The 19,540-nt window shown below is 34.2% G+C and carries 10 protein-coding genes; all 10 read right to left on the bottom strand.

Annotated elements, in window-relative coordinates:
• Positions 1-4 precede the first annotated feature (4 nt).
• From ACH5TW_RS14400 to ACH5TW_RS14355, 10 genes are read right to left on the bottom strand one after another with little or no spacing between them, the layout of a single operon-like run.
• Positions 5-3,523, bottom strand: coding sequence for a malectin domain-containing carbohydrate-binding protein (locus tag ACH5TW_RS14400; protein ID WP_439337204.1), 3,519 nt, complete (start codon positions 3,521-3,523; stop codon positions 5-7).
• A gap of 36 nt (positions 3,524-3,559) precedes the next feature.
• Positions 3,560-5,491: an exo-alpha-sialidase gene (locus ACH5TW_RS14395; protein WP_439337203.1), complete on the bottom strand. Its 1,932-nt coding sequence runs from the start codon at positions 5,489-5,491 to the stop codon at positions 3,560-3,562.
• Between the two features lie 25 nt (positions 5,492-5,516).
• Positions 5,517-8,264 carry an alpha-L-rhamnosidase gene (locus ACH5TW_RS14390; protein WP_439337202.1) on the bottom strand — a complete coding sequence of 916 codons (2,748 nt, stop codon included), beginning with the start codon at positions 8,262-8,264 and terminating at the stop codon, positions 5,517-5,519.
• Positions 8,265-8,312: 48 nt separating this feature from the next.
• Entirely contained in the window at positions 8,313-9,857 is a 1,545-nt protein-coding gene (locus ACH5TW_RS14385; protein ID WP_439337201.1) for an MGH1-like glycoside hydrolase domain-containing protein, read from the bottom strand.
• Between the two features lie 19 nt (positions 9,858-9,876).
• Positions 9,877-12,339, bottom strand: coding sequence for a glycoside hydrolase family 95 protein (locus ACH5TW_RS14380; protein WP_439337200.1), 2,463 nt, complete (start codon positions 12,337-12,339; stop codon positions 9,877-9,879).
• The gene (locus ACH5TW_RS14375; RefSeq protein ID WP_439337199.1) at positions 12,326-13,741 is read right to left on the bottom strand and encodes an acetylxylan esterase; all 1,416 of its coding nucleotides are present in this window, start codon (positions 13,739-13,741) and stop codon (positions 12,326-12,328) included. Before ACH5TW_RS14375 ends, ACH5TW_RS14380 begins: the two co-directional genes overlap by 14 nt.
• A 1-nt stretch (position 13,742) precedes the next feature.
• Positions 13,743-15,605: an exo-alpha-sialidase gene (locus ACH5TW_RS14370; protein WP_439337198.1), complete on the bottom strand. Its 1,863-nt coding sequence runs from the start codon at positions 15,603-15,605 to the stop codon at positions 13,743-13,745.
• On the bottom strand, positions 15,605-16,525 hold the full coding sequence (locus ACH5TW_RS14365) for a glycoside hydrolase family 43 protein (RefSeq protein WP_439337197.1): 921 nt from the start codon (positions 16,523-16,525) through the stop codon (positions 15,605-15,607). The genes ACH5TW_RS14370 and ACH5TW_RS14365 overlap by 1 nt, the downstream gene beginning before the upstream one ends.
• Before the next feature lie 14 nt (positions 16,526-16,539).
• On the bottom strand, positions 16,540-18,114 hold the full coding sequence (locus ACH5TW_RS14360; RefSeq protein WP_439337196.1) for a glycoside hydrolase family 28 protein: 1,575 nt from the start codon (positions 18,112-18,114) through the stop codon (positions 16,540-16,542).
• A 7-nt stretch (positions 18,115-18,121) separates the two neighbouring features.
• Positions 18,122-19,537: a glycoside hydrolase family 140 protein gene (locus ACH5TW_RS14355; RefSeq protein ID WP_439337195.1), complete on the bottom strand. Its 1,416-nt coding sequence runs from the start codon at positions 19,535-19,537 to the stop codon at positions 18,122-18,124.
• Positions 19,538-19,540: the final 3 nt, after the last annotated feature.

Genomic DNA, 19,540 nt, shown 5'->3' with positions numbered 1-19,540 from the left:
TCTTTTATTGAAATTCAAACGATTCTATTCGTAATCCTTTCATATTATTTGATTCTAATGTGATTTTATACGTTCCTGCATTAATAAATCCGCCAGAAGTGGTATTTAAAATTTTCCATTTTTTATTCTTTATAGGAAATTCTATATCATCATTTCGCAATAAAATACCGTTGGCATCTTCAATTTTTAAACGCACTTTTACAGGCTTATCATTCATATTCATAAATCGGTAACGCATCAAATAAATGTTAGCGACTCCTGGATTTACTATAAATGTAATACTGTTTTCTGTGTTTTCGGTAAACTCAACATAATCACTTTTCTTAAAAAACGCTTTTTTAATGCCTTTCCCTTTGGTTTTTGCATCTTCAGCTTCTAACTTAAGAATGGTTCGATTATCCTGTTCTTCCATCGAATATGTTGGAACAACTGCTATGGAATACATAGCATTATCAAGCTTTCCAAAGGCTACTTGTTCACCTTTTTTAACCTCTTTTTTAAACACGTTAAATTTTGTTCCTGTCGAATTTACAACCGTATCATTTGTTTTTTCGAAATCATTATACCATAAAGATGTGTTCTTTGTTTTTGAATCTACCATTGCATAAACATTGGCATTCTCTTTAGAAGTAAAGGTTCCTGAAACATCATTTTTATCTGAATTTGAAAACCGAATATAATCAGCTCCATGCAATTCTGAAGGTAATTTTGTGAAGCTAATATTTGAATCTTGATATTGTTTTTGGTTTTCACTTAACCATGAACCCATTTGAAACGGCACATTAGCATCTACTTCTAAAATATTTTTTGATGATGCTTTTGCTGGCTTCATATTTTCATCTTTTGTAGCAACAGCTATTGCCGAAATAACCGCTTGCCCAGACCCTATATTTGGAAATGAAATTGTTATTTTTCCGTTTTTACTCTTTGCTTTAAAGGTCTTTTTTATTGCTGAATCATGCCCTACTTCTTTCCAAACATCAAAATCTTTTAAAACCACTTCGTCATTTATAGCAACATCAAAAACGCGCCAATCTTTGCAATTCATACCGCCACCAGTTCCATACCAGGGCTCTATAAAATAGAGTTCGACTTGATAATCGCCTTCCGCTGCTGGAAATTCATATTTCAGTTTATCTGCACCATATCTGAAACTTTGAAACAAACTCCAATCTTTAGTGTTTTTTATAGGATCGTATGTTTGACGCTGACTCGCATAAAAGGCAGGTAAATCATTAAAATCATCTGTCCATGATAAAGATCCCCAAGTATTAACATCTGTTTTATGTACATCGGCTAACCATGTGTTTCCATAAGAATCTTTATAATCATCACCGCCACTATTAACACGATACAAGTAATTTAAATTTTCTTCTGACTTTAAAACATCATCAGTTTCTTCTATTAAATCATTAAAATGAGGTGCTTTTGGCAAGTTGTTTAAAACAATATAATCTTTAGCAACTTGTTCCCCATTAACATAACCAACAGCATACAGTACATTATATTTTATATCGACATTATTCCATTGAAAATGATGTCCTAAACCTGGATTTTTAAGTTTCCCTAACGATTGATGATTCACATCATTAAAGAGCTCGACTTCATCGCAATTTGAATATACATCGATACCACTTTTCTCTCCAATAGAATTCCAACGATTTGGCCAAGAATGAGACACAATATACACCATAGGACTTTCTTCCTTTGACACATAATTTGCTCTGTACATATAAAAGGCATCCAAAGGTTCTCCCCAAATTGTAAAAACACCTTTGTAATTTACAGGACCTACTTTGTCTATATCTCTATAACCTTCACCATTTTGTGTGCGCCCTGGGTTTTCATGAGAATATAATAACCAATGGTATTGCCCGACAACACTATCTTTAACCGATTCGGCTTCTCGCACTTTTATCTCCATAAGTTGTGAAAATCGATTTTCACTTAATGCGCCTTTTTGATTAAATTCACCTTCGGTATGTAAATCTGCCGAACGCCATGCGCCGTATTCGCCATTCAACAATTTTTCAGAAAGCTCAACATCATAATTAAAAGGATCGCCTCCATAGGTTCCTGACCAATTTTGTATCACATTCCAATCTGTGCCTTCTCCTCCATTACAAGTGGTTACAGGACGTTGTTTCGCTGATGTTGGATCGAGTTCTCGTATAATTTGCGTGCATTCTTCTGCAAAGGCTTTTGGAATCGTACTTTCGTTTTGTAACCCCCACATAATGACTGATGGATTATTTCTACGCTCTTTAATCCATTCTCTTAATAAGTTTTTAAAATTGGCTTTAAATTCGGGCGTATCATACCAAATATGAGCAGAAAACTGACTCCAAAATAAAATACCTGCTTCATCTAAATGCTCTAGATATTTTAAATTATGTGGCTGATGTCCTTCTCGAAACGCATTATATCCAGCAGCTTTAACTTGTGCTACTCTTGTTTTTATTTCGGTATCTGAAAAAGAATGACTTTTCCCAATTAAATGCTCATACTCACATGTTCCGTTTATAAATACAGGTTCGTCATTTACAAAAAAGCGTTTATCATTTCCTGTTCTGTTAATTGGCCAACTTACCCAACGAATACCGTAAGGCGTTGTTAATTCGTCTATAAGCTTCCCGTTTTCGTAAATCTTAGTAGAAAGCTGATATAAATATGGCTGCTCTGGCGACCATAATTTCGGATTCAAAACCTCTGGTAATATTTGTTTTATTTCTTTTGAATTAGAAACATTTTGAATCTCTGTTTTTACTGAAATAACTTCTGTACCTGCTTCATCTAATAAAGCATTTTCAACCGTGATGTTTTTAGGTGATTGGCTATAATTTTTTACTTCGGTAGTAATATTAAGAATGGCTTTTTCTTTGTTTGTTGAGTTATCGTTCCAAATATGAACACCAAAGGGTTCTATTCTCAATTTATCTGTAACAACTAACGATACCGGTCTAAAAATGCCCATAGGTTGTGAGCCTTCAGAAAAACCCCACTCTCCAGAACAACCACCACAAACCCAAGGTAAATCGGCAATAAAAGCAGGATGATACGCTTTTACAACAATAGTATTTTCAGTATTAAAACTTATAGCTTCAGTGATATCTAAAGTAAAAGTTGTTCTACCACCTTTAAGCTCGCCTACTTGCTTGCCATTCACCCAAACCGTTGCATAAGAACCAACACCTTCAAAAAACAAAAAGTGTTGTTTTTCGGTATCAGTTTTATCTAATTTTAAAGTTTTATAATACCAAGCTGTACCGTGTAAATTACCATGTTTCATTCGGCGAAAGCCATAATATTGATCCCAATTATGTGGTACGGAAACTGGTTTCCAATCTTTACTAATTTCTAGATTTTCAACAAAATCACTTTCAGATTGATTTAAACTATCCAACATAATAGTTTGCCAATCTTTATTTAAAGATATTGTTTTACGCACCGCGTATTCACTTTCACTTCCGCATGAAAGCAAAGCGACAAACACTAGAACAATTATGTAATTTATGTACTTCATTAATATAAATAACCTAAAACAAATTTTATTCTTTTTCTACTCGCCTTTAAACACTTTTTTAAGATACGCCGCATTAGCACTGTAATTTGCTTTTACATTATGCACTTGTGTGGTATCTCTAGAACGCTCAACAATAAGCCAGCCTTTCCAATGCATTTTATCTAAGGTTTCTTTAATTTTTGGTAAATCGATAGCCTTATCATTTTCAATCCAAACGCCATCGGTATTTGTGGCATGAATTTCTCCAATATTATCCCGCCCTAATGTTTTTAATTCTTTAGAAATATCGCGACCATTTTTAATTGCATTGGCGAAATTGAATGAAATTTTTATATTCTTATTTCTAATTTCTTCTAACAACTTTTTCTCTTCGGCTGCCGATAAGGATGTCTCAATAGCTATGACACCATTCACTTTTTCGACTTCTTTAGCCGCCCAACGTAAACGCTCTACAATAGCAGGTCTTAATTCAGGATTTTTAACCAAGTCGCCTTGCGTTCCTAAAGGTAAATAAGCCACTTGCACATTGAATGTTTTCATGACTTCAATACAATCTGAAACCATTTTTTTATAGGTTTCACGTTTAGCAAAAGACTGTGCATAAAATCCAGACATGGCAATAGAACTAATACCAACACCTGTTTCGGCTGATTTTTGTTTAAAAACTCTCACGCTTGCTGTATCGCCATTTACAAATTTACTATCGAATGTTTCACGATTTCCTAAACCGCCCATATCCATTTCAATACCATCGGCACCAACTTCTTTGGCACGTTCAAAAGATCCTAATTTCTGACGTTTTAAAATCATCCAATCGCAAACCGCCACTTTATAACGTTCTTTAGTTGGCCCTGGCCAAACGCCATCTTTTATTGGAAAAGACACCAATTTAGATGGATCTATTTTTACGTACTTAATTTTTTGTCTGCGCCACGTATATACACAATGTAACATACCGTCGGATCCTTGAATAATAGCTGGATATGAGTATTGGCTAATTTTTGAATCTTCTAACACTAATGATGCCTCCCAATTAACACCATCGTTTGATATGGCAATATTCAACGGGCTTCTATAACTTTTTGTAGTGCCTTCTGCAGGCCAAACATGATTATAAATTAATACGTGCTGTCCGTTTTTCATAGTAACAGCATCTGTTCCTGAACTGTTATTAGGCATGTTTAGTAATTCTAAATCTGACCATGTTTTACCATGATTTTCAGACCAAGTAGTAAACAATTTTCTATTTCTAGTCCTTCCTATTTGCTGTAGTTTTCCGTTTTCATGAAAAAGAATACTTGGCTGAATGGCATTTATTTTATTTTCCCCTTTAGGAATTGTATCTGCTACATGCCAAGTTTTACCAAAATCTGGTGTAGATTCTAAACGTAAGTTCCAACCATTTCCTTCTACACTCGATGGCAATAAAAGGGTTTCATCTTCTAACAAAACAGGTTTGTTTTTTATAGGCCCTAAATAACCTTCTGGTAATCTTTCTGGTGTAGACCATGTTTCGCCATCATCAGACGATCGCATTAACATACCCCACCAAGTAGCTGGATGTGGTCCTACTTTATAAAACAATAATAAATCGCCATGCGGAATTTGATACAACACAGGATTCCATGTTGGGTATCTTAATGTATCATTTTGTACGCCATTTACAACTTCTTTTGCTTCTGTCCATTTTCCGTTTTTAAGTTTACTAACCCAAATACCTACATCTGGATTACGTTCTTTTGTGCCTCCAAACCATGATGCTACCAATTCGCCATTAGTTGTTTCAACTATTGTAGCGGCATGACACGATGGATATGGCGCATTATTATTAATAAACTCATCAACCAAAACACCTTCTCTCCATGTTTTGTCTTGTAATGCTATTTTCTTTTCCTCAGGTTGTTTACAGCTTCCTAAAAGGACACTAATAAAAAGTATTAATACAACTTGAATGGTTCTTAATTTCATATGTTTTATAATTAATTTTATAAATTTAGTTTACGTTTATGGTATAATTTCCTGATTTTAACTCAACAACTAATTTACCATCTTCTATTTTTATTGTTTTAGAAGTAGTCTCTAACTTTTCTTTATTCACTTTTACTTTTGAAGCAACTTCCGTTGGTAAATAAACAAGTGCACTCGTATTAGCAGGCACTGTGATGTTCCATTCTAATTTGTTTTTCTTTTTCTTCCAATGGCTTTTTATTAATCCGTGACTAGATTTATATGACGCATTCACATAGGTTAAACCTGCATCAAAATCTGGTTTCATTATGATTTGTTTAAATCCTGGATATTTGGAACTACTTTTTATTCCAGCCATATTCTCGTAATACCAAATCATTAAATCACCTAAAAGCATCACATGATTTTGAGAATTCATTTTAGGATTTGCTGTATTACCATTCCATAACTCCCAAATAGTTGTAGCACCATTTTCAACCATATAACCCCAACTTGGATAGGTTTTATTTGATGCTAGTTTATACGCTAAATCGCCTCTACCAAACTCCGTTAACGTTCGCATTAAAAACTGAATCCCAACAACACCTGTACTTACATGACCTTCTTTAACAACCTCAACTTGATGCACCATGTTTTGAAATACTTTATCCTGAAGATTATCTGGCACCATATTAAACGCCAAAGGCAACACATTGGCTGTTACAGTATTGTTTGCATAACTATACGTTTCTGAATGAAAATATTTAGCATTAAATGCTTTTTTAATACGATTAGCTAAATCATTATAGTAAATAGCATCTGATTTATCTGCTCCTGAGATCGTTGCAAATTTTTTCATGATTTGCAATAAATGATAATAAAATGCACTTGATAATACTTCCCCATCCGTTAAACGGGTTGGGTCTTTAGAACGAATAATTTCTAATGATTCTGGTGGCACGCACCAATCGCCATATTTATCCTTAGTCATTAAATCATTCTTCAAATAGCTCTTCTCCATATACAGTACCCATTTTTTCATAAACGGATAATGATCTTTTATAACTTTTTCATCACCAAATTGTTGATATAACATTTCAGCAACTTTAATGTAAGCCCCTTGCCAAGTTACACCATCACCATAATAACGCCAAAAAGCTGGTGCTACATCTGGAATACCACCATCTAAAGTTTGAGAAAACTTAATATCGTCTAGCCATTTTGCATACAACGTTTGGTTATCGAATAGAAAACTTTCGCCATAAGCACCAGTTGTTCTATCTCCTAACCATGGTTGACGCTCGTTACGTTGCGGACAATCAATTGGCATGCCCTTATAATTTCCTCGAATACCCCAAAAGGCATTCTTAAAAATTTGATTCATTGTTGGGTTTGAACATTCAAATGAACCCGTCGTTTTTATATTATCGTAAACTACTTTTCCTAAAAAATTATCTAATGTCGGTTTATAGTTAAAACCTGATATTTCAACAAATCGGAAACCATGGTATACAAATTTAGGCTCCCAAATTTCTTCAGCTTCACCTTTTAAAATATAAGTGTCGGTAACGCGAGCATCTCTTAAATTAGCAATATAAAGCGATCCGTCCTCTTTTAAAGATTCGGCAAACTTCATAGTAATTTTGTCTCCACTATTTCCTTTAACCTTAAGCTGTAACCATCCAACCATATTCTGTCCCATATCTAAAATATAAGTCCCGTTTTTAGTTGGCGTTATAGATATTGGCTTTACCTCATCCATCACCTTCATGTTAGGTGTCATTTGTGCTTCAGGAAAACCACCTGGTTCTTGTACCCAGATTAAGTTCTTCCAATCGCTATCATCAAAACCAACCTTATTCCAATTTGGTATTTCTTTACGAGCATCGTATGTTTCACCATCGTATTCATTATTAGCTCTAATAGGACCATTTGGAGAAAACTTCCATGATTGGTCTGTTTTTATGGTTTGTTTGGTGCCATCTTCATATTCAACAACTAATTGCATTGCCATTTTTGGCAAGCCGAAACTTTTAATTTTATAAGGCTTATATTCTTGTCGCATGGCAAAAAAGCGTCCGTTTCCTAAAATAGTTCCTATAACATTTTCGCCTTGTTGTAATTGAGAGGTAACATCAAATACATTGTACTTTACGTTTTTTGTATAATCGGTAGGTACTGGTGCTAAAACTTGATTACCAATTTTTTCGCCATTGATATATAGTTCATATAAGCCCATGCCCATAATATATACTTTGGCTTTTTTTACTTTTTTTTCTAAATCAATTTGCTTTCTAATATATCGTGCCGATAATTTTGAAAACTGGCTTATACTGTCTCCAGGAAAAAGTTCGTTATACCCAATCCATCGTGTAGATTTCCACTCAGAATAGGTTAAAACACCTAAGCTCCAATGTGCTGATTCACTCCAATTAGCATCTCCTTTATTAGTCCAAATTTTCACCTTCCAGAATGCTTCATCTCTACTATCTAATGCTTTTCCTGAATACAAAATATTGATAGACGCGTCACTTTGCACCTTTCCGCTATCCCATAAATCGGCATCATTATTTTCTAATTTTTCTAGTGTTGATGCTACTAAAATTTGATACGCTGTTTGTTCAACCTCAGTATTATCCGTTTGAAACTGCCAACTCAATCTAGGTTGTAAAACATCTATTCCTAAAGGATTGGTTAACATTTCACATTGAAGATCATGCAACTTTATGTCATTTTGAGCTATTGCAGAAAATGAAAAAAGAAGTATAACTAAATATTGTAACGTTTTTTTCATTGAATTTTACACCTACAAGGTTTCAAACCCTTGCAGGATTTTTATAGTTTATTCTGAAATTAATCGTTCTAGTTTTTCCGAAGCAGCTATTTCTTGTCCGTTTCTAAAAATCTTGAATCCTTTTCCTTTGTTATATTTTTCACCTGTTTTATCCCAAATAATAGTTACTATATCTCCGTGATACAAGACATTATCTAAACAAAACCAATCCCATGTATCTTGAGGAATTAACGGATTTACTTCTATTTTATCATCTGCTCTAGGACGTAACCCTACCAAACCAGTAATCATTAAATCGTTGAATGTAGAATGGTTATAATACCTACTACGCTCTCGATCGCCCATAAGCCAATAGCCTGTAGTTTCATCTAAATATTCTCCTATATATGGACGTCCGCGATAATATTGAGACTCTACATACAAATTCATTTGTTTAAAATAATCAGCTTCGGAAACGACATCCTGATTATAATTATTTAACACATTTGCCATTGCTGTTAAGGTTTGTGATGTAGCAAAAGGCCAAACGGCTCCATCCCATTCACAAGTTCCTGTACCGTGACTTCTAAAACGCGGACTTCTACGTTCGGCAGTTGTTAAACCAAAAGGCGCAGCGAATCCTTTTTCATCTTTTACTTGTCCCCAAGCTTTTTCAAAACCTTTATTTTTTGTTGGTAAATTGAAATACCATGGAATAAAACCTATCGCTTCCCTAACATTAGACGAAGTATCTTTTTCGGTTAAGGTTTCAAAAAACTCAGCATTTTTATTCCATAACCTTGTTTCAACCAAACGTTTAAGCGTATCGGCTTTGGCTTCAAAATAGGTTGATCTATCAGTATCATTTTGCATATTAGCCATAGTTGCTAGGGCTTTTGCATTAGCATACATATAACTATTAATGGTTGGTCGCACGTTTTGCACATGACGCCCGCCACTTAAGGATTCTTCCATACCATCTTTAACATCAATTTGCCAAAACAATCCATCAGGTCTTTGTCTTTCATCTTCCCAAAGCGCATAATCGCTTACTAAATCTGGATACATGTCTAACAAATAAGAAGCGTCTTTATTTACTAAATAACGATTGTATAAAGCATCGGCTGTCCAACTACTAAACTTATGCAACCGTTCCATTGGTTTTGCATCATTTCCTCGATACCATAAATGTACGTTTTGCTCAATATATTCTGGATTATGCACCCATCTAAATTCATTTATATGGTGTCCTAAAGCACAGGCTATTAAATTGTATTTATCGGCATACGAACGATCTACCAAAAACTCAGTTATTGCAAATCCTTGTGGTGTATTGGTAATATGTTTGCGTAAACTCCACCATCTGAAATAATACATTTCTTCAAAGTTTTGTTGCGGGCAATCAAACAACGGGATGTTCGTTTTTATCCAAGACCAAGCACTATCATTAGGTACAGCCTTAGCAATATTCTCATCTTCCATCGTGTTGAAATAATCAACATAATGCTTATAATTTTCAACATCTAAAACATAACCTGCTTTTTCTGATGATGATTTTTCACAACCTGTAAAACTTGCTATAATAATTGCAACTAATACTATTCTAAATTTCATTTAGTCTACTTTTATATATTTAACACCCGTAAAAAACATATGTTTTTCCAGCTTTCATTTCCACATCGTATTCATAATACTTTGGAAGTTTTAGTTTTTCAATTTTTGCTTTATCAGAAATAATTGGTGCTTTTACTTCAACATCAAAAAACAAAGCATTTGAATTTTCACCTTTCGCTTTTTTAATATTACTTCCTTTTATTTTGCTTGCTAAACGCAATCTGCAATTACCATCTCTTTTTGCTGTTATTTTAAGCTCAGACACTTTATTGTTTTTCCACGTCATATCAATCTGAAAACCACCTCTTGCAACCAAACCTTTAATAGTTCCCGCTTTCCAAAAACTTGGTAAGGCTGGTAATAAATGAATGGCGCCTTCCTGACTTTGCATTAACATTTCTGCAATTCCCGCAGTACAACCAAAATTGCCATCTATTTGAAATGGTTGATGCGCATCTAACATATTTGGGTAAGTTCCGCCAACTTTTCGCTGTTTTGCTGTTACTAAATGTAATTGATCTTGCAATAATTTATAAGCATGATTGCCATCTAACAATCTAGCCCATAAATTAACTTTCCAACCCATAGACCAACCTGTAGATTCGTCGCCTCTGAATTTTAAAGAGTTTTTTGCTGCTTCAAATAACTTAGGTGTTTTAAATGGGGATATTTGGTTACTCGGAAACAAGCCATATAAATGCGATACATGTCTGTGATGATCTTCAGGATCGTCCCAATCTTTCATCCACTCTTGAAGCTGACCGTGTTTACCAATACGCATGGGCGACATTTTAGAAAGTGCCGTATTTAATTCTTCCGCGAAAGCGTTGTCTGTATTTAATAGTTTTGAAGCGTTCATGACATTGGTAAACAAATCGAAAACCAATTGATTATCCATGGTCGTACCTGCTGTAATAGTTGATTTCCCATCTTCACCAGCATGTGTGTTTTCTGGTGAATTTGAAGGCACTACGACTAAATACCCTGTTTCTGGTTCTGGAATCATGAAATCTAAAAAGAAGGTCGCAGCTCCTTTCATGATAGGGTAAATTTCTTTTAAATATGTTTCATCACCTGTATACAAATAACGTTCCCATAAATCTTGACATACCCATGCACCTCCTGTTGGCCACATTCCTGATGCAGCCATATCTATTGGGCCAGTAATACGCCAAATATCGGTATTATGATGCAATACCCAACCTCTAGCATTGTACATAATTTTAGCCGTTTCTTTTCCTGTTTCAGCCACCTCTTTTGCTAATTGAATAAAAGGCTCATGCATTTCAGAAAGATTGGTTAACTCTGCTGGCCAATAATTCATTTCGGCATTAATATTCATCGTGTATTTACTTTCCCATGGTGGAAATAACATATCGTTCCATATACCTTGAAGATTTGCTGGCTGCCCTCCTGGTTGCGAACAAGAAATAAGTAAATAACGTCCAAATTGAAAATACAAAGCCGCTAACTGTGGATCGAATTGCTGTGAATATTTTAAAATTCGTTGATCTGTCGTTTCTTTTGAAGCTTCTGTTGTACCTAAATCTAAAGACATACGCTTAAAGAAATTCTGATAATACACCACGTGATTTTTCTTTATCGTTTCAAAATCCTTCGGCATTGCCTTATCTAAAAAAGCTTTACTTTTCGCTACGTAATCTTCGGTAATGTCTTTATAATTTTTGAAGTTTGTTGCTATTGAAATATAAAGCGTGACTTCATCTGCTTTATTTATGCTTAAAATACCGTTACGTACTGAAAGATTTCCTCCTTGGTTTTTAGCAGCTAAACGTCCTTGAAACTTCACGCGTCCTTTTTGTCCTTCAATAGTACTTGTAACTCCAGAAAGCGTTACTTGGTTTTCTTCCGTAGTCGTCTTTGTTTTATCGAAAGGGCTATTCATAAACACATTACAAGTAATGCTTCCCGGTTTACTTGCTGTTAATTTTACGGCAATAACTTGATCTGAAAATGCGGTTAAAATTTCTCGAGTATATTCAACACCATCAACTGTATATTTTACTTTTGCTGTAGCATTTTCAATATTTAAGTCTCTGTAATAGTTACTGTAATTTTGATGCCCTGGAAATGACAGGTACACACTTCCAAAGGTTTGATACGGCATGCCATTATTAGTTTGCGAACGAATATCGGACGTTGCCAAATCTTGAGCTTCTTTATATTTTCCATCAAAAATAAGCTGACGCACCTTAGGCAATGCCTTTAAAGCTTTTCCATGTGCATTACTATTAGGCGAACCTGCCCAAATAGTTTCCTCATTTAATTGTAAACGCTCCACTGCAGGATCTCCAAAAACCATAGCGCCTAAACGCCCGTTTCCTATTGGCAATGCTTCATTCCAAATTTCTGCTGGTTCATCGTACCACAATTTTAATTCTGGTGAAGACTGTGCTACAACACTTTGTATTCCAAAGAATAAAAAAATAAAACTATAATATATGTTATTACCTAACTTCATATTCTTTATAGTTTTGTTCTCCAAATAATTCATATAACTTATCAATATCTTTTAATGCGTTTTTAGGTAAATTCTTTTCATCATTACCAAAAACATATAATTTCTCATAAGGCTCAATAGTACATGTAGATTCGTCTATGTCTCCTTTTATATTTTTCACTTTGCTTAAATCTAAGCTTAAATATTTCGCCATAAATGGATACATCGCCATACGTTTTGACACACCATAATTATGACCTTCTTCTGCAAAATGCTTATTTTCAGCCAAACTCTTTTCATCATAAAACCCATAGGTTCTTTGAATAAAAGGGAATTCTAATTCTGGTACTTCGTGTGTCCAATCTTTACCATCGGAAATAACTAACTGTGGCTTTGGTGCTGCCATTGCTGCGACCTCTGCATTATTAGTTCCGTTTCCACACAAATGAATACCTCGACCACTTTCGCATGGACAACCACCAGAATGATTAGCCGATACCATAACAACAGGCACAGATACTTTAACTCTATCGTCTAATGCTGCTAAAAACATAGTATGCGAACCGCCACCTGAGCCACCAGTAACACCTACTCTCGTGGCATCTGCATGTTTAAGTGTTAGTACATAATCTAGCAAACGCATACCGCTTAAAAGTTGCATGGTTGATGCTATACTATTTCTATGTGTGGTTGATGGAAATTGAAGTCGAGATTCTCCCCATGCAAATAAATCATAATTCACCACAATAGCGCCCATTTTAGCTAACATAGCACAGCGTATTTGTTCATTTTCGCGATAACGTCCGTCACCAAAATGCCCATTAGGCGACACAATTACAGCTGCTTTTTTTCTTAATGGATACGGTTTATAAATAGAACCTGTAGTATAAACACCCGGTAAAATTTCTAACGCAATATTTTCAACACTATAGCCTTTATACTTTCTTTTTTTTGTTAGAATAGGTTTAGAATTTGGTGATTTGGGTGCTTTATCAATTCCAAAAGCAGCAATCATGCAGGACTTCAATTCGGCTTTTCTAGCCTCCCATGTTGCTTTATCTTGATATAAATCTGATAAATAAGCTAATCGTTTTTCAGCCTTAGCTTCAGAAACTTTATGATATTTAAACTTTCTAATTTTATACGATCCGTCTTCTTGTTTAAAGGTTCTTAAGTTAAAAGGCGCCAATACATTTGCTAGCGATACTTCTAAATTCCCTTGTTCTATTCTCCAATCTGCATAATCTAAAACCTTCTCTTTTAATAGCCCTCTATCATCGTTTATTCGAACATTAAAAATAGTTTCTATTTTTTTTATTGTTTCAGATATAGGTGATTTAAAATTAGTATCAGATGTTTGAGCACTAACCATTATGGCTAGACAAAAACTAATACTTAGTAATATGGATTTTAAAAATTTCAACTTACAACTTTTTTGTAATGAGTGATTTAATATTAAAAACAGCTTCAGGAACAGATGCTCCTGTAAAAGGCACATCGTCATAATCTGGTGTATCAACTGGCGTGTCTACAGTTGGGTAATGACGTTGTTCTCCTGTACGGAACATAACGCGAGATATGCCTTCAACAGGTTGAAAAAGAATACCTCTAATGTCTTCACCTCCATTTACACTAAAGGTATAAGAACGCGATTTAGCATTTAATGACACCTTAATAGTATAAGTTTTTCCAGCTTCGTAACTCGTAATATTTCTTAATCGGTACCCAGCTTTATGTTTTAAATTCCCTTCCGAATCAAATATAAATCGAATAGCAGGCATGCCTTTTTGATTTTGAAATTCTACTTGTAGCATACCATGATTATTTTGTTCTGGAATCACTGTAAAACTGGCTTCCATTTTTTCTGCAAAAGGAATGATACGTTCTACTCGAGGATAATCAAACGGATCTTCATCACGAAGTGTTAAATATTTCTCACCAGATTTAGTTTCAATTTTAGCTGAAGCCCATGATAAATCATAGGTATTCCAAAGCTTTAATTCTTCTCCATTTGGAAGTGTATTAAAAACATCATTAACATCGTCATCAACCGTACTTGTTACAGGAACAGGAATTGAAGCCACCCACATGTCTTCTTTATTCATACTGTAAGTCACCCAAAGTTTTCCATCTGGAGGCGTACCATTACCTTCTACAATACCACGTACATATTGTGGACCGTGCGATTTATAAGCACCACCATAGCGTATTCTAGATATTTCGCCATGTACTAAAAATAAGTTGTTATAATTTAAACCATCTTCACTTGTAGAAACCGCCAAAGGCCAACGGAATTCTGAAGGATTATAAACGGTTGCAAAACGACCATCAGACGTTTTTTGTCCCCAAATTTTAGCATTATTATTTACAAAACCTGGTGCTCGTAACGGCTTATAATCCCATGTTAAGCCATTATCCTTACTTATTGATGTTAAAGCATATTTCCATAAACCAACAACATTGCCATTTGGTAAATGGTAATAACTAAAGGCTTTGAATTGTTTTTTAAGCGGAATTAAAGGATCGTCTCTATCGGCTTCTTCAACCCATTGTTGCATCATTAAAGGTTTAGCTAGTAGTTCTTTACATGCTTTTTTGAAACCTTTATCTTTAGATTTAGTATAAAACGGATATGCAGATTTTGAAGTATCCCATGTTTTATTATAACGAATAAAATAAATAGGTCCGAAACTACCATCTTTATAGATCTCTCTAATTACACGACCAACACCCATTCCATCATTTGGATGGTCTTTTAATTTCATAACAATACCATAGTATGCTAAAGCAAAAAACCTATTATCGGAAGATGTGAAGAAACTCATACGTTGATGCATAACTGCTGTTAAATTTTTGGCAACAGCATCAACACCTTCTTTTACATAACCATCTGGAATGTTATAAATAGGAAAAACAACTTCTGGAAACGTCCAGTTGTCTCCATTTGGTGATGTTTGTAAAAACGATTGACTTGGTGGAATATGCTCTCCCACAGGGTCGCTTAAATATTGAACAAAAAAGGTGTTATTCCAATATGCTATGTTTGGTGCATGGTTATATGTCCAACCGAAACCATCAGCTTTTTCAGGATGTTCTCTACTTGCTCGCATAATTTGAGTGGCATGAACACCTACTGCTGGACTTAATTGTCCGTGATGATAATCTATATTAGAGAGTGTTTTTCCAACATACTTTAGAGTATCTTGTTGTGCGTTTATTGTAAAAAAAACAAAACATATTAAAACCCCTGATACTAAACACTTCTTTATACTTTGAAAATGATTCATTATTTCTCTTTACTTTTTTCTATTAATCCTTTTAAAATATCTTCTGAAATAGTTGATATTGTACCATGCTTATGCCCTTCTGGAAGTTTTATGTCGACAGATATGTCTTCAAATGTTTTAAAATCTAATGTACTTAACGCTTTATAATTCTTCTCACCATAATTATCGTAATAAATGATGTATTTTCCATCCTGTTCTAACACGGTTGGTCCTTCTGAAAGAAAACCAGAATAAGGTTCTGAAATATTTTCAAAGGGTCCTAAAGGTGTTTTACCGAAGGCGACTTTTAAATTTCTATTTGGCCTTGTATTATCTTTTATAATTAATGCATAATCGTCTTTAGCACGTTTAACAATAACACAATCTATAACACTAAAGCCTGGATCTAAAAATAATTTTGTGTCTGAAAAGGTTTTAAAATCTTTGGTTGTAACATAGTACATTCGATGATTATTCTTTTCGTCTTCAATACCTTTTTCAAATCGGAATGGAATGGTTGAAGCCCAAATAATAATATAACGATCGTCTTCATCATCATAAAAAATTTCGGGTGCCCAAATATTAACAACATCGGGTTCGTGAGCCATTACAGGAATATATTGTTGTTCAGACCAGTTAATTAAATCTTTAGAACTGGCATACCCAAAACCATTACCGCCTTTCCAGTCGGTTGTCCAAACCATATGATAGGTATCATCTTTCCCTCTAACAATAGAAGGATCTCTCATAATTTTACTAGCGCCAGCTTCAGGTTTTAAATAAGGCCCTTTAAGGTCTTCCCAATGGTAACCATCTTCACTATATGCTAAATACAACCCATCAGTTGCGGGCTCTCTAAAAGACGTAAAAATGTAAGCCTCTTTTGGGGACGCACAATTAAAAATAAAAGGGAATAGTATTAGTAACAGTAATTTCTTCATCTATACTGAGTAATTTAATCTATTTTAATTTCAGAATTCAAATCTTTACCTTTTTCCAATACTGTTTTTACGTTTTCAAACACGTTATTTTTTAAGAAAACTGATTCTGTTTCAGAACCATTTACTTCTAAGAAAACATCGGTTTCTTGCATTGGAAAATTATTATTAATCATCACATTAGACACATTACTTAGTTTTATAACAGGTGTTTTTTCTAAAGGTGATTTAGTAGCTGTATTATCTAAAACAATATTTTTAGAATTTTCAATTTCAAATGAAGCGCCTAAAGTTGTTGTAATATTAACATCATGAAACTCAATATCTTTTGCTGTACTTATTGAAAAGCCTTTTTTAGCTTCAATATTAATATCATTAAATGATATATTTTGAATAGGCATTTCTGGAATCCCTAAAATACGTCCCGCTACATTAACATTGCTTCCTGTGATATTACTCATATGAATATTTCTAAAAATAGGCGTACGCTCTGAAACAGGTTCTACTTTTGTGTTTTTATCATAAAAAAGATTCATCATAAAAGCTTCTAATTTGATATTATTCATAACAATATTAGACACACGAATATCTTCTACAACTCCACCTCTACCACGTGCTGCTTTAATACGAATACCTCTATCGGTACCATCGAAAACACAGTTTGAAATTACTATTTTTTTAATACCTCCAGACATTTCACTACCAATAACCACTCCGCCATGACCATCTAACATGGTACAATTTGTAATGGTAACATTTTCAGTTGGTGTTGCCCATTTTCTACCATCGGCATCTCTACCAGATTTTATAGTAATACAATCATCACCAACACTAATATGGCAATTTGAAATATGCACATTTTTACATGATGTTGGATTAATACCATCGGTATTTGGTGAATACGGGTTAAAAATAGTCACCCCATCAATTGTTACATTATCGCAAAACGCTGGATTAATGGTCCAGAATGGAGAATTTTGAATAGTAACACCTTCAATTCTAACATTCTTACAATTATATGTTTGGAATAACGGAGGTCGATGAAATAAGTAACTTCTTGTTCTTTTATAGTAGTCTGATGTTACTAAACCAGCATTGGCTTCCTGAGCCATTTTTTGATACTTAGTAAGCTCCAACTTTTCTTTAGAAGATTCTATTCTCCAAATTTCTTTCCACCAAGCTTCTCCTTGTCCGTCAATAGTTCCGCGACCTGTAATAGTCACATTCTCTAAATCTTTACCATAAATTAGAGGTGAAAAACTTTTCATGACTGTACCTTCCCAACGTAATTCTACAAATGGCAAATAATGATCGAAATTGGTAGAAAACTTTAAAACAGCTCCAGATTCTATATGAATTGTGATGTTGTTTTTTAATTTTATAGGTCCTGTTAAATAATTACCTGCCGGAAAATAAATAGTCCCACCACCATTCTTTGAAGCTTTTTCAATAGCACCTTGAATCGCTTCGGTGCATAATTCGCCTTTATTATTTCCGCCTTCTTCTAAAATATTCAACCATCCATTAGTTGCATAAACAGATGAAAACGACACTATAAAAATTAATATTAAACTTGCTTTTTTTAAATTCAAAATACGCTTATTTAGATGTTAGTATTAATACCCAATCGTTGCCTTCTTCTTGTTCTCCAGAAGGGTCGAACGCTTGAGTACCTTCATTTTTAAAAGTTCCTATCTTGCTAACCTCACCATTTTTAGGATTAAACCAAGAAGCAGCTACTTCTTCTCCAGAAATTTTGCCCATATTAACCGATATGGTTCTACCATTATAAGTATAAATTAAAGCATAATTGCCACCTTGTGTAGCAGCTAAATAATCGTATTTAACGCCTTGATTAGCGATTAAACTTTCATCTGGAATACGCTCGAAATAAGGATACTCTAAAATTAAATTTTTAAGATGTTCCATTTGTCCTGCTCCAGGATCATTCAATGCTTCACCCCATAGTTTTTTGTTTCCGTATGCCGGATTATCACCAGTTCTAAACATTTGCATTACTGCACTATGCCCATAAGTAAATCCTGCGCCTCCTGCAAAAACAGACCAGTATGCATAACGACGTAAATCGTTATCATTCCATAAGGGTTGTAACGTATCGTGTAAACCTTGAGGAATACCTTCATAAGACGGTTCGCCATCTAATGTTGGTTTCGCTGGCTTTAATTTAAAATCAGGTTGTACGTACTTATAATTATCTTGTCCGTATGCACGTTCTGTATCATCCTGATCGTAACGTCTGTGTCCCGATTGAAACATATTAAAATCTAACCAGCTTGCATTATGAAAATTATCAGAAGAATCTGTGCGACCAAAAGGATGAAAAGTTACTAAACACTCAGGGTTTTTAGCTTTCAAAATTTCACCAATAGCATTCCATATTTCAACATTCTCATCACCTGGTGTATCACCTCCGTTTAACCAGATAATATTTTTTCTACCTTTAAAACGATCTCCTAAAAACGTTGCATAGGCTTTTGCTTGCTCTAAACTCACTTTGCCTCCTTTAACAGATGTTCCCCAAATAGGCACCATTCCTACATACAAATCCTTTTCTTCTGCAACATCTAAAGCATAATCTACATGATCCCAGAAATCATATTCTTCAGGATTTTCAAAACTATTTCCTTCTGTTATTAAAGGTTTTGAGACATCTTTATTTACTACAGCCGAATCGCCATAAACATTAGACATTTCTTCAGAATGCATGGTCATGATTTGAATAACATTATACCCTTTTTCTTTTCTATCTTGAAAGTAGCTTACAATTTCTTCACGTTTTAGCTTTTTAAACGTTAACCATCCTGTATCACCTAACCAAAAAAATGGTTTTCCGTCCTCTGTTTGAAAATAATGTCCGTTTTCTGATACTTGAAGTTTAGACATTCCTAATTCTTCTGGTTCTATATTTTCTTTTTTAGATTCTTTACAAGAAATCACTGTAGACATTATTAATAAGGCAGTGAAAACTTTAAAAAAATTAATATTCTTATTCATAAC

The sequence above is a fragment of the Thalassobellus sediminis genome (genome assembly GCF_044386045.1).
GTDB classification, from domain to species: Bacteria; Bacteroidota; Bacteroidia; order Flavobacteriales; family Flavobacteriaceae; genus Thalassobellus; species Thalassobellus sediminis.
The sequence above is the reverse complement of the archived record's forward strand: the minus strand, read 5'-3'. Positions and strand labels throughout refer to the sequence as shown.